General features: G+C 32.3%; 12 protein-coding genes. All 12 read right to left on the bottom strand.

Annotated elements, in window-relative coordinates:
• Window positions 1–8: 8 nt before the first annotated feature.
• Window positions 9–779 carry an iron-sulfur cluster-binding protein gene (locus tag E7Y35_RS00250; protein ID WP_283272339.1) on the bottom strand — a complete coding sequence of 257 codons (771 nt, stop codon included), beginning with the start codon at window positions 777–779 and terminating at the stop codon, window positions 9–11.
• A 3-nt stretch (window positions 780–782) separates the two neighbouring features.
• On the bottom strand, window positions 783–2051 hold the full coding sequence (locus E7Y35_RS00245; protein ID WP_283272338.1) for a dihydroorotase: 1269 nt from the start codon (window positions 2049–2051) through the stop codon (window positions 783–785).
• 1 nt (window position 2052) lies between these two features.
• Entirely contained in the window at window positions 2053–2934 is an 882-nt protein-coding gene (locus E7Y35_RS00240; RefSeq protein ID WP_283272337.1) for an aspartate carbamoyltransferase catalytic subunit, read from the bottom strand.
• 273 nt (window positions 2935–3207) lie between these two features.
• Complete coding sequence (locus E7Y35_RS00235; protein ID WP_283272336.1) at window positions 3208–5106, bottom strand: PTS sugar transporter subunit IIC; 1899 nt, start codon at window positions 5104–5106, stop codon at window positions 3208–3210.
• Between the two features lie 69 nt (window positions 5107–5175).
• Window positions 5176–6294 carry an agmatine deiminase gene (aguA, locus tag E7Y35_RS00230; protein WP_283272335.1) on the bottom strand — a complete coding sequence of 373 codons (1119 nt, stop codon included), beginning with the start codon at window positions 6292–6294 and terminating at the stop codon, window positions 5176–5178.
• 155 nt (window positions 6295–6449) lie between these two features.
• Window positions 6450–6833: a hypothetical protein gene (locus E7Y35_RS00225; RefSeq protein ID WP_283272334.1), complete on the bottom strand. Its 384-nt coding sequence runs from the start codon at window positions 6831–6833 to the stop codon at window positions 6450–6452.
• 82 nt (window positions 6834–6915) lie between these two features.
• On the bottom strand, window positions 6916–7398 hold the full coding sequence (locus E7Y35_RS00220; RefSeq protein ID WP_283272333.1) for a hypothetical protein: 483 nt from the start codon (window positions 7396–7398) through the stop codon (window positions 6916–6918).
• A 24-nt stretch (window positions 7399–7422) separates the two neighbouring features.
• On the bottom strand, window positions 7423–9321 hold the full coding sequence (locus E7Y35_RS00215; RefSeq protein WP_283272332.1) for a PTS sugar transporter subunit IIC: 1899 nt from the start codon (window positions 9319–9321) through the stop codon (window positions 7423–7425).
• Between the two features lie 24 nt (window positions 9322–9345).
• Entirely contained in the window at window positions 9346–9660 is a 315-nt protein-coding gene (locus E7Y35_RS00210) for a PTS sugar transporter subunit IIB (RefSeq protein ID WP_283272331.1), read from the bottom strand.
• A gap of 57 nt (window positions 9661–9717) precedes the next feature.
• The gene (thrS, locus tag E7Y35_RS00205) at window positions 9718–11760 is read right to left on the bottom strand and encodes a threonine--tRNA ligase (protein ID WP_283272330.1); all 2043 of its coding nucleotides are present in this window, start codon (window positions 11758–11760) and stop codon (window positions 9718–9720) included.
• 252 nt (window positions 11761–12012) lie between these two features.
• On the bottom strand, window positions 12013–13449 hold the full coding sequence (pyk, locus tag E7Y35_RS00200; protein WP_283272329.1) for a pyruvate kinase: 1437 nt from the start codon (window positions 13447–13449) through the stop codon (window positions 12013–12015).
• A 53-nt stretch (window positions 13450–13502) separates the two neighbouring features.
• Entirely contained in the window at window positions 13503–14486 is a 984-nt protein-coding gene (gene pfkA / locus E7Y35_RS00195) for a 6-phosphofructokinase (protein ID WP_283272328.1), read from the bottom strand.
• Window positions 14487–14491: the final 5 nt, after the last annotated feature.

Genomic DNA, 14491 nt, shown 5'->3' with positions numbered 1-14491 from the left:
TCTCCTTTTTATTTGTCATATTTAACAGTAATAATGGGGCCATCAGTACAAATTTTTTTATTAGTTCCATCAATTGTTTTTGTACAACCCATACATGCACCAACCCCACAAGCCATATGACTTTCATAAGAAATTTGGGTTGTAATGCGATTTTCCTTTGCAATTTGATTAATTTTTGTTAAAGCAACTTCTGGTCCACATGCCACAATCATTTGTGGTTGATGTGTTTCTAAATATTGTTCTAATGCCACAATAATATTTTGTTGTTGGCCAATTGTTCCATCATCAGTATTTAATAAAAACCGGGTATTATCTTGAAATAAGGACAAAACATTAAGCGCATTTTTTGTTCGCCCCCCAAAAATAGCCGTATACTTAACTTTCTTTGTAATTAAATCATCAATTAAGGCTTTCATTGGCGCAATGCCAATTCCTCCCGCCACAATTAACAAATCATCCGTTTCCTTAGTAATTTGAAAGCCTTGACCATGCGGACCTTGAATCTGAACGGCTTGACCAATTAGTCATTTATTTGCCATAAATCAAGTTCCCAAGCCTTTATTTTGATAATAAACCGCAATTGTTTCTGCTTTGGCGTTAATATCAAAAAAACTAAATGGTCGTTTTAAGAAGAATTGTTGTGATGGTTCAATTAGCATAAACTGACCTGGCTGAGCAATTTTACTAAGGCGGGGTGCTTTAAAAGTTGCTAGTCATAAATCAGGTCCTAGTTGTTCATTTACTAGTAATGTTGTTGTTTCAATTATTTGTTTTTCCATTAGTTATGTTCCTTCCTCATTTAAATGATGAATTGTCCCATTATGAACATTCATAATTGGTCAACCAGTTAAAACAGTCCCTAAAAAAGGAGTATTTGTTGCTTTTGATTTTAATAATTTACTAGTTACCATTTGGGTTAATGCTAAATCAATTATCGTAAAGTTAGCCTGATTATTAACTTTTAATTGAACATCATGATGGTGGATTAACTTTTGGGGATTAACTGTTAAAGCATTAATAATTGTTGCTAATGACACTTTTTGTGGTTGAACTAACTTTGTATATAGTACCGGAAAAGTTAATTGCAAACCAATGATTCCCATTGCACTAGTTGCAAACAACCCTTTTTCTGTTGTTTGATGTGGAGCATGGTCTGTTGCAATGACATCAATTGTTCCATCATTTAAAGCCGCAATTAGACTCAATTGATCACTTTTTAGATTTAAAGGTGGATTCATTAGGTAATTCCCATCATTCATTAAAATATCATCAGTTGATAAGGTTAAATGATGTGGAGTTACTTCACAAGTTAAAAATGGGTTAATTGTTTTACTCGCTCGAATTAAAGCGACACTTTCGGCCGTAGAAAGATGGCATAGATGATATGGCAGTCGCAGTTGATTAACAATTGTTAAATCTTGGCTTAATGAACCTACTTCATAGTCTTTATCAACTCCAGTTAAATTAAATCTTTTGGCAACTTCGTGATTTAGTATCGTTGTTGTTGATGTTAATTGATGACGGTTATCAACATGCAATGAAACTAATTTATGATTAGCTTGACCATATTTTAAGGCTGTTATTAATAAGGCTTGGTTAGCCAAATAGACCCCATCATCACTAAAGCCAATAACATCTTCACCAAAACTAGCAAAATCAACTGCTTTTTGACCTGCTAAATTATTAGTAATCGCACTGAAAAACTGAATATTAATTGGAATTTTTTTTGCTTTCATTAATAATGGGGCTAAAACTGTAGGATGGTCAATAACGGGAATGGTATTTGCCATCACACAAACCGTCTGATAACCACCGTATAGTCCGCTTAGGGCGCCAGTTACTAAATCCTCTTTATCTGTTTGACCAGGTTCACGAAAATGAGCATGTAAATCAATAAAACTTGGCACAATAATACAAGTTGGTGATAATTTGATTTCTGTCCCTAGCACTTTAGACCCAATTTGAATAATCTTATTATCTTCGATTGTAATATTTGTTTGTTGAAAACCAGTTGGCAAGTACACCTTAGCATTAGTAAAAGTATAAATCATTTTAGTTAGTACTTAAAATATTATTCAATAATGCCATTCGCACAAAAACACCATTAGTCATCTGCTCAAATATTTTTGCCTGTTTACATTCAACAACATCATCATCGATTTCAATCCCACGGTTAAATGGTGCTGGATGCATAATAATAGCCGTTGGTTTCATTGTCGCAACTAAGGCAGATGTTAATTTATAATTATGTAAATAATCTAAATGGTATTGTTCATTATCTGCAAAACGTTCAAATTGGTAACGCAATAACATCACAACATCCATTTTGGGAAGATTCGCTTTAAAATCAACACTTACAACTCCCGGAATTTGTAATTCGTTAATTCCTGTTGTATAAACATTCATTCCTAATTTTTGCATAATTTGAATATTAGTTTTTGCAACACGAGAGTACTTAATATCACCAACAATAATAATATTTAAACCAGCAAACTCACCAAATTGTTCTTTAATTGTTAATAAATCTAAAAGACTTTGCGTTGGATGATTTCCCGAACCGTCACCTCCATTTAAAATGGGAACCTTAATTTTATCAATTAGAGCATTATAATAATTATTTTCTGGGTGGCGGATTACTAAGGCATCAACCCCTAATGCTTCGAAAGTTTTGATGGTATCATATAATGTTTCCCCTTTTTTTGTCGCACTAAATTGTTCATTAAAGTTTAATGTTTTACATCCTAATTTATGAGCAGCAACATCAAACGAATAATGTGTTCGTGTTGAAGGTTCAAAAAATAAGTTTGCAACAATTTTTCGTTGCTGATAATCAACTTTTTTAACATTATTTTTAAATTGCAAAGCTTCTGTTAAAAAATTATTAACTTCTTGCTGATTTCAATCATCTAAATTAAAAAGACTTTTACTTTTCATTCCAATATTCTCACTTTCTATCACTATTTTGAACATAAAAAAAACTTACTTAATTAATAAGATAAATTCCAATTAATTAAGTAAGTTTTAAAATGATGGGGATAAAATAAACTTAAGAACAAATGAGAAAGAAAAGTAAGAACTCGTTGCAGACGATGTTTACCTTTATTTTTAGCACAGTTGTTTAACTTTCTCATTTGCATTTACTATCACCTTAATAATATATAATACCAAAAAGATTTTAATTGTAAAGCAAAAAAGACTTTTTTTATACTAAATTTTACTTGTTTTTCGATTCTGTTTGGCAAATTGTCGTGCCCTTTTTTTGTCATGACGAACTTGACGATATTTTGCTACTAATTCATTATGTAAAGTTTTTCATTCATTACGATGACGTTCTTTGAGAATACGACGTTCTTGTGGATTTAAACTCTGTTTTAATTCAACCCGTTGACGAAGACGTAATTCTTTTGCCTGTGGTTCAGCATAATTACGACCAATAAGCAAAAATTGAATTCGTCCTAAATAATTAAGCGAAACAGTGGTACCATTATTTTTTGCAATTCTATTAGCAATTAAAATAAATGGAATATAAAGAACAACCATTAAAATTAAATTTGAAAACGCTAAAATAATGCCCTTTCAGCTGCCTGTTGTAATAAAAGCACCAATTCCGACCGGAGCCATTCATGGAATTAATAATGCTGCACCGGGCACAACGCCAATTGAAATTCAAAATCAGGTTCAAATTACTAATAAGAGCGAGCCAATAATGCTTGGAATTACCAACACAGGGTTTAAAAATAACGGATATGCAAAGGTTACTGGTTCATCAATGTTAAATATTGTTGGTACAATTAATTTTTTTGAAACAGTACGTGTTTGCTTATCGCGTCCCATAATTAAGGTAATAAGAATTAATCCCAGCGACATTCCTCATCCTCCTAAAAAAATAAAGGCATCAAAAAATCCTAGGGAGAAAATAAATGGTAGATTTTGACCCGCTTTAAAAGCAATTGAATTTTGAACTGTCGCATATAATCAGATTGGACCAAAAATTCCATTCATAATGTTTGTGCCATGTAAACCAAAGAATCAAAAAATTGAGGCAAAGAAAATATATAATAAGGCTAATCCTAACCCAATATTGGGATTAGCGGCAACATTCATAAAAGGATATGTAAAAAATTTATAAATTAAAGTAACTAATGTTAAGGTCTTAAAATTTAAATTGAAAGTACTATATTCTGGTTCTGTTGTAATTTCATCCAACGAACCAAATGCCCCTCATATTGAATCAGAGGTCATTGTCAAATATTCAATTTTTGTTACCAATGCAGTTTGAACATTAGTTAATGGTTGTAAAGTTCCATTTAATAATTGAAACATTTCACCGTGGGTATTTCGATAAATTCCCCCAAAATTATCTTGGTTAATAAATTCTTGCTTGAATTGATCAATTACCGTGTATTCAATTGGTGCTCAAATTAATAATTGCGACACAATTCCAAACAAAAAAGTGGTAATAATCATTGGTAATAATTTAGCAAAAGCATGGCCAACGGCAGGAGGGATATTTTTTGGCATTCTAATCGTTAAACGATTATTACGTTGTAAAAAAATAAATAATTCTGCACTTAAAAAGGCAACAATAATTCCCGAAAATAAACCATCTACCCCCATAAATTTTTGTGCAAACTCTCAACCAGCAATCCCAGCTCCCGCCACAATAAAAGTTGCAAAAGAGACAATTCCAGCGATAATTGCCGGGTCTTGTTCGCGCCGTTTTCCTAATAAATAGCCAATTAGAAAGACAATATATAATGTCATCACCATTAATGAAGCGTTTCAAACTACTCCATTAACGGATTTTAAAGCATCAAATGTCTTTCCAACATTAGATAGAAAAATAATGTTATCCCCATCAAAACCCTCATACATTTTACTTCAATAAGCAATTCAATACGATAATGAAATAACACTCGAACCTAAGATAATTTGATCAATAAAGATAGCTAAAGCCCCCGCAATAAATAACGGGGTAATTAGCGCAAAACTATCTCGAATAATCGACAAGTGGGTTTGATTCCCAATTTTTTCAACAACAGGAATAAATTTGTTGTTAATTCATGTTGTAAATTTGCTCGGCTTTCTTACGATTGATTCTCCCATAACTAAATTATTTCCTTTCTCAAATTATAAATTTAATTTTTGATAGTCAATGTTTTAATTAGTATCTTGCTAGAACAAAAATTCTGTCTGAGTCATAGAGTGAATTCCCCCACCCCCTAAAACAATTTCACGAGCATAAACAGGAATCACTTCACGAGTTGGAAAACATTTTGTTAAAACAGTAATTGCATTTTGATCTCAAATTGGGTCGCCAAAAATTGGTAAGATTAAAGCTTTATTAACAAGATGAAAATTTAAATAACTTGCTGGCATTCGAAAACCAGCAATTCGATGCACTAACCGTGCACTATCTTTACGCTCACTTGCTTCGCGTTTTGTCAAAAAAAGTGGGGTTGGTTGATGTAACTTAGTAATTTTTAATACTCGTCCTTTCGCATCAACGGTTTTTTCTAGCAATAATAATGCTTCTAAACTGCGTTCATATTGGGGATCAATTTTATTATCTGTTCAGTTTAATAAAAGATGTCCCGGTTCAACAATATGCAATAAATTATTAATATGACCGCTTGTTTCATCACTATACATTCCCCGTGGAATTCAAATTACTTTCTCAACATTTAAGTATTGCTTTAAATATTCTTCAACTTCGTCCCTTGTTAATGACGGATTACGATTTGAATTTAATAGGCATTCTTCGGTTGTATACAATGTTCCTTCCCCATCGGTATGAATAGCCCCACCTTCTAGCACTAACGGACAAGCATAATAATCAAGTCCACTAGCGTGAGCCATCGCAATTGCAACTTGGTTGTCAATTGTATAATCTCACTTAAACTGTCGTTCTTTTAACACTAAACTATTTTGCATGCCTCAACCGTTAAACTGAAAACTAACTGCTCGACGATCACCAGTTGCATTTACTAAATAAAGAGCCCCCAAATCACGCGCTCAACTATCATAATACTTAAGCTTTAATAAATTAACATTTGCATTTCCCAACATTTTTTTAGCACGAGAATAGTTTTGTTCATTAACAATCATTTCAACTGGTTCATAAGTACTAATTATTTTTGCAATTAAAGTGAAAATCTTTTGTGCCGGAAAGGCATCTTTTTGTCAATTATCCTTCATATGTGGTCACATCATTCAAGTACGAAGGTGATTATTTGTTTCAGCTGGTAAATAAAAGTCATCTTGTTTGGGTGTTGTTGTTAATAATTTACTCATTTTATGAGTTCCTCCATTCTAAAGTATGAATAATAATTGCTGTTATAACAACTAGATTTCATAATTAAAAAATATTATTTGTTTCTGAAAAACAAATAATATTTGTGATTTTCATCAAATTTATTAATTAGAAAATTTTATCATAATCATTACCATTAATAAGGTTGATTTAAAATATTAATGTCAAAAGAAACTGGTGAAGATACAGAAGATTGACTAATACTTGCAACACAACGCATAATCATTTTGCCTTGTGGTTTTAACTTACAAAGAACTTTAATTTTATTTGTTGAATTAAAATTTAAATTTTGACAAGTTTGATAAACATTAACTGCTGCTGTTGAATCAATAATCTTCAATTTAAAAGAATCTCATTCTTTATCTAAATTCATTTGATGATAATTAACCCGTAATTTATCAACTTGAACTTCAGTTTGATACAAAATAATATCTTCAATATTAGTTTTATGAAGATATTCTGAACCTAAATCAGAAAAACATAATTGTAAATAATCAATTTCGAAAAGATTAACTTGCATTATTTCACCACTGTTCCTTTTTCTATTATTTTAACCTTATCATAAAAACTAAAACAGCACAATTATCTTTTCCAAAATAACTTTATTTTTGTTGGGATAAATAAAGAGCAATTTGAGCACCTTTTTTACGAATATTTTTTAAAAAAGTTCGTCTGCCTAAAAACCGTACTGCACCCCCAATTGTTTGGTCTTTTTGAACCCGTTGTAAATATGTAATTCGCGTACGATTTGGTTTGATTTTCTCAAATCGAAAAATTGTTCAATAAGTATCTGAATCAAGTTTTGTTTTTAAACTATAAACTTGGTTTGGAACATATTCATTACATAAATAACTTTGCCCAGTAACTTTATCATGTAAAACAAGCTCTGGTTTTAAGTGCTCTAAGCGGAGTTTTTCTCGCATTGTTAATAACGATAATGTTACAATTTTTTGAAATAACGGTTCAACTGCTTCAAAAACATCAAAAGTATAATGTCCTTCACAAAAGCGGTGAACTTCATCAAAATTATTATGATATTTTCGATCGGGACTATTCGCGTTAGCTGCTGTTTTTCAAATTCCCATCTGTTCTTTGGCACCTCCAGTTAATTATTCTTTTTTTGTTTTACGATCTTTTTTTGCTAATTGCCGTGCAGTTTTTTTATCACTGCGAATTTGGCGATATTTTGTTACTAATTCATTATGTAAAGTTTTTCATTCATTACGATAACGTTCTTTGAGAACACGACGTTCTTGTGGATTTAAACTCTGTTTTAATTCAGCACGTTGACGAAGACGTAATTCTTTTGCTTGTGGTTCGGCATAATTACGACCAGTAAACAAGAATTGAATTCGTCCTAAATAATTAAGCGAAACAGCGGTATCATTATTTTTTGCAATTTTATTAGCAATAAAAATGAACGGAATATAAAGGATAGCCATTAATATTAAATTTGAGAGGGCTAACAGAATTCCCTTTCAGCTTCCTGTTGTAATAAAGGCTCCTACTCCCACCGGTGCGACCCATGGAATTAATAATGCTGCGCCGGGCACAACACCAGTTGAGATTCAAAATCAGGTTCAAATTACTAGTAAACATGGCCCAATAATGGCTGGAATTGCCATCACGGGGTTTAAAATTAAGGGATACGCAAAGGTTACTGGTTCATTAATGTTAAATATTCCGGGGGCAATTGAACTTTTTGAAATAGCTCGTGCTTGTTTATCGCGTCCCATAATTAAAGTAATCAGTAATAACCCTAAAGACATTCCTCATCCCCCTAAAAAGATGAATCCATCAAAAAATCCTTGTGAAAAAATAAATGGTAAGTTTTGTCCTGCTTTAAAAGCAATTGAATTTTGTGCTGTTGCATATAATCAAACTGGCGCAAAAATTCCATTCATAATGTTTGTACCATGTAAACCAAAGAATCAAAAAATTGAAACAAATAAAATATATAATAAGGCAAATCCTAATCCAACATTGGGATTAGATGCTGCGTTCATAAAGGGATATGTGAAAAATTTATAAATTAAAGTAACTAATGTTAAGGCTTTAAAATTTGTATTAAAAGCACTATATTCTGGTTCTGTTGTAATTTTATCCAACGGACCAAATTCCCCTCACATTGGATTAGCAGTCATTGTTAAATATTCAATTTTTGTTACCAATGCAGTTTGAGCATTAGTTAATGGTTGTAAAGTTCCATTTAATAATTGAAACATTTCACCGTGGGTATTTCGATAAATTCCTGCAAAATTATCTTGTTTAATAAATTCTTGGTTGAATTGATCAATCACCGTGTATTCAATTGGTGCTCAAATTAATAATTGCGATACAATTCCAAACAAAAAAGTAGTAATAATCATTGGTAATAATTTGGCAAAAGCATGACCAACGGCAGGCGGGACGTTTTTTGGCATTCTAATCGCTAAACGATTATTGCGTTGTAAAAAAATAAATAATTCTGCGCTTAAAAAGGCAATAATAATTCCCGAAAACAACCCTTCAGCGCCCATAAATTTTTGTGCAAACTCTCAGCCAGCAATTCCAGCTCCCGCCACAATAAAAGTTGCAAATGACACAATTCCAGCCATAATTGCTGGATCTTGCCCACGGCGTTTTCCTAATAAATAACCAATTAGAAAAACAATATATAACGTCATTACCATTAATGAAGCATTTCAAATTACCCCATTAACAGATCGTAAGGCATCAAGTGCCTTCAGAGCGTTAGGTAAAAAAATAATGTTATCGCCCTCAAAACCATCGTACATTTTGCTTCAATAAGCAATCCAATACGATAATGAAATAACACTTGAACCTAAGATAATTTGATTAATAAACACAGCTAAGGCTCCTGCAATTAGTAACGGCGTAATTAAAGCAAAACTATCCCGAATAATTGATAAGTGCGTCTGGTTTCCAATTTTTCCAACAGTAGGAATAAATTTGTTATTTAATCATGTGGTAAATTTATTTGGTTTTGTCGCCACTGATTCTCCCATAATTAAATCAACTCCTTTCTTAAATTATAAATTTAATTGTTGTAACGCAAAGGTTAAAACTTTTTGGCCATCACCCATTCCATAATCCATCTGGTCAATTACAAAAACTGGAATTTGATCCTTAATCGCTTTTTTAAAGCGATCTAATTCATAACGAACTTGTGGTCCTAACAATAAAATACTGGCTTCTTGCCAACGGTGAATTGCTTCAATTGTCGGAATTGCTAAAACAGTTACATCACAATTTAACGTTTTTGCAGCTTCTTCCATTCGTTGTACTAAAATTGATGTACTCATTCCGGCGGAACAAGCCAACATAATAACTGGTTTTGCCTCCATTATTTGTGTTCCTTTCTTTAAAATTGTAATTATAAATATAAATATAAATATTAGTTATTATATAAGAGCAAATAGTTCTAAATTCCACGCTTTTTCTACTTTTAGTTTATCACAGTTTTCAGTTAAACAAAAAAAAAAAAAAAAAAACAGGAAATAAAATTTTTCCCAAAAAATATTTTCCCTATTTTTATTAACAATTTGGTCATTAATTAGCACAATAAACTCATCAAAACTAACAGTTATTTGTTCTTCTTGACCATAAACACGGTATGTAATTAATTTTTGATTACATTCTTGATCACCAATAACAATTTGATATGGAATTTTCGCCACTTGGGCTTCACGAATTTTATAACTTAAACGTTCATCACGATCATCAATATTTGTTCGTAATTTTAACTTTTTAAACTGCTGATGCAGTTCTTCCGCATATGCTAAGTGGTGTTGGTTATTAACCGGCATTAAAACAATTTGTTTTGGTGCTAATCAAAATGGTAATACTCCTTTTGATTGCTCTAATAAAATTGCAATAAAACGTTCATAAGTTCCAATCAAACCACGATGTAACATTACTGGCATTGCTTTTGCCCCATTTGAATCAATATAACTTAACTTAAATTTTTGTGGTAGTAAAAAATCAAATTGTAATGTTGAAACAGTAATTTCATGGTTCAAAGCTGTTTTAATTTGGACATCTAATTTTGGACCATAAAAAGCAGCTTCCCCAATCATCGGTACATATGGAATTTTTAAATCATCTAATGCTTCTTGCAACATTTGTTCAGCATGGTTTCACATTTGATCATCATCATAATATTTTTCCTTATTAACAGGATCACGTAATGATAATGAATAATAATCAACACTAATATTTAAAGTTGCTAAAACCTCACTAATTAACTTAAAGCAACGCTTAAATTCTTCTTTTAACTGGTCATGACGAAGAAAAATATGCGAATCAGTTAATTGCATCATTCGTACTCGTTCTAACCCCGTTAAACTCCCTGATGTTTCATAACGGTGTAAAATTGCATGTTCAGCAATCCGAAGCGGTAAATCACGATAACTACGTTGCTTATAATTATAAACAGCAATATGATGAGGGCAAGCCATTGGTCGTAAAACACTAATTTCATTGTCTTGTGCCATTGGGGCAAACATATTTTCCTGATAATGATCTCAATGTCCAGAAATCTTATACATTTCACTTGTCCCGATAACAGGAGTATCAACTTCAATAAAATCATATTCTCATTCTTTATCCCGAATATATTCTTGTAACACTTTTTTTAACGCCATTCCATTTGGTAATCAAATTGGTAATCCTGGTCCAACTAACTGATCAAAAGTAAAGATTTCAAGGTCTTTGCCAATTTTACGGTGATCACGTTCTTTGCGTTCTTGATAAGCAAGCATTAATTGCTCGAATAATTCACGAGAAAAATGAGCACTACCAGTAATTCGTTGTAGCATTTTATTCTTTGCATCATCTTGTCAATAAGCACCAGCTAAGCTTCATAATTTAAAAACTTTAATATTTTTAACTGGAATAACAGGATAATCATTTGGTAAATATAATTTTTCATCAACAAAATAAGCACATTGTTGCCCAGTTGGTTGGTCCCCTATTTTTGTTAATAAGTATTCATTATTTTGATATCATTTTTTTGCTGCTGCTACTGACCCACAAACAGTATTAATTACAACATTACTATTAATTAATTTTGTCATTTCTGCTTCAACAGCACTAATATCACTTTCTTTTAAATGTGGTTCAACATCAATATCAACCAAGAAAGTGTCATCTTGGTAAGCAATATGGGCAATATGCGCTGTTGGGTACAAATTAGTAATAGCTTTAGCAGTTATTAACCCCGCTGTATAATTAATTATTGATAATGCTAACGGTGATTTATCAGTAATAATTTCTAATGGGCCATCGGTTGTTATTAAATAATCTAAGTTACAAACTTTGTTGGCAAAGACTCCGCCTAAAGCTGTTTTTCCTAAACTGGGAGCAATACTAGTTGCAATTGCTTGAATTGTTTGTGGTGCTGATAGTTCACGAATTTGACCATCAGGTAAAGTAATTTTAATCATTTTTTTGTTTCCTTTCTAAAAGAAAAACTCACTCCTAATATTATTGCTTAATAACACTAGGAGCGAGTTTCTCGCGGTACCATCCTAATTAAATTAGAGTTTAACCTAATTTATCTTTCACACTTAATAACGAAAAGTGCTTAAACGTAAACTTTGTTGTTGCTAGTAATTTAACCGTTCTTTTATTAAGCTTTCATCATCCTTAACTTGCTGGGAAAAGAAGAGTGATTAAACCATGGTCAACTTGTTTAATTATTTAATTGTAATTTCTTTAATTTCTTCATTACGAGCAAATAAGATTGTTGAACCAACTTTTGCTCCTCATTTTTTTGCAACTTCACAAATTGCTTGCTCATTAGTTTTAAAATCTTCATAATTATCAACTTTGTTCATAAAAATTGAATGTCATGCGCCAAAAGCTGTATATAATTGTGGAATTGGAGTAACTCCTAAAATAACAACATTGGGACGGAATTTTGAAATTGTTTTCAATAATTCACCAGTGTTAGAAACAACAACGGCATATTCATATTTCCCATCTTTGGCTTTATTTGCTAATTTTTTAGCAATTTCAGCACGTGGTCCTGATGTTGAACGCGTTGCATCCTCTAATTGTTTATCATAGTATAGTTTTGAATAAAATTCATGTTCTGCTCGTTTATTAATTAATGCCATTGTGCTAACAGTAATAAAGGGATAATCACCATTTGCTGATTCTCCTGATAACATTGTTGCATCAGACCCTAATTCTGTTGCAAAGTAAACATCAGTTACTTCTGCACGGGTTGGCGAAGGATTTTCGGTCATTGTTTCTAACATTTGTGTTGCAACAATTACAATTTTTCCTGCTTCGCGACATTTACGAATAATGATTTTTTCTCAATATGGTACATCATAATAAGGGATCTCTAATCCTAAGTCCCCTCGTGCCACCATAATTCCATCCGCTGCGGCAATAATTTCATCAATATTATTAATTCCAATTTGTGATTCAATTTTGGCAATAATTTGAATATGTTCAGCATGGCATTCTTTTAATAATTGGCGAATTTCTTTGATATTTGCAGCCGTGTTCACAAATGATGCCGCAATATAATCAATTCCTTGTTCAACTCCAAATTTAATATCATTAATATCTTTTTCGGCTAAAAAGGGTAAGGTAAAATCAACCCCTGGTAAATTAATTCTTTTGTTTGTCTTTACAATGTGGTGATTAAAGGCTTTTGTTTCAATCACTCCTGGTTTAACTGCTGTAACATTTAATTGTAATTTGCCATCATCAACTAACACAACATCACCAGTTTTTAAATCTTGTGACATATCATAAGAAACTGTCATTTCCGTTCCCGTTCCTTCACGGGTTTGATATTCCTTCGGTAACGAATAAATGGTTACCGTTGCTCCAGCCAGAATTTCTTGTTTACCATCTTTCATGATTCCAACACGAATTTCTGGCCCCTTCGTATCTAATAAAACTGAAATTGGTTTTCCAATTTTGGTACTAACTTCTTTTGCTCAAACAATACGAGCTCCTTGTTCTTCATGATCTCCATGTGAGAAATTTAATCGAATCGTATTCATTCCCACTTTGAACAATTCTTCAATCGCTCCCGCTGAATGCGTACTTGGACCAATTGTTGTAATAATCTTTGTTCGTTTCATTTTTTCTTTAATATTAAAGTTATCCATTCTTTTGACAATCTCCTTCTAAAAATATCTTACCACTTTATTTTATCGTAAAATTATGATTTTTGATAGATATTCTGATTTAATTCATCAAATTGTGCTCAAATTTTTTTACGTGAAGAACGGGGAATACTTAATGCTTCCATAATTGGTCGTGCAACAATTTGATCACCTTGATTACCAATAGCTAAACCACCATGTCCAGCAATAATTTGTTCAACTGCAAATTGGGCCATTTGAAAAGCACGATAACGTTCCATTGCCGTTGGCATTCCCCCACGTTGAATATGTCCTAACACTGTCGCACGAGTTACATAACCACTTTTCTTTTCCACTAATTTTGCTAATTCATGAACATCAGGATAAATCATCTCACTAACAACAACAATAACACTCCGTTTTTGGGCGCGATGGAAAGCTGCTACCCGTTCGGCAATTTCATCAGCACTTAACGCTGCTTCATTAATTGAAATTAAATCAGCACCCCCGGCAATACCAGCATATAACGCAATATCACCACAAGCATGTCCCATTACTTCAACAATTGCACAACGATTGTGTGACTGCATAGTATCACGTAGTCGGTCAATTGCTTCAACAACAATATTAATTGCCGTATCAAAGCCAATGGTGTAATCTGATGAAGCAATATCATTATCAATCGTGCCTGGTAACGCCACACAATTAATACCCATTTCTGTTAAACGTTGTGCTCCTTGATAACTACCATCCCCACCAATAACAACTAATGCTTCAATGCCGTGTTGTTTTAAATTAGCAACACCTTTTTCGCGGACTGCTATTTCTTTAAACTCTGGTAACCGTGCACTACCAATCACAGTTCCTCCTAACCGCATAATACTATCAGCAAAATTATTATCAACAAGTTCAATTCAATTATTAACTAATCCTAAATAACCATCGCGAATAATATAAGTTTCTAAACCCTTGGCTTGTGCTGTTTTAATTACCCCCGCAATAGCAGCATTCATTCCTTGTGAATCGCCCCCGGATGTTAGAATTCCAATTTTTTTCACCATATTGA

The sequence above is a fragment of the Spiroplasma sp. SV19 genome (assembly GCF_030060925.1).
GTDB lineage: Bacteria > Bacillota_I > Bacilli_A > Mycoplasmatales > Mycoplasmataceae > Spiroplasma.
Note: the sequence above shows the minus strand (reverse complement) of the source record. Positions and strands in the feature narration are given on the sequence as shown.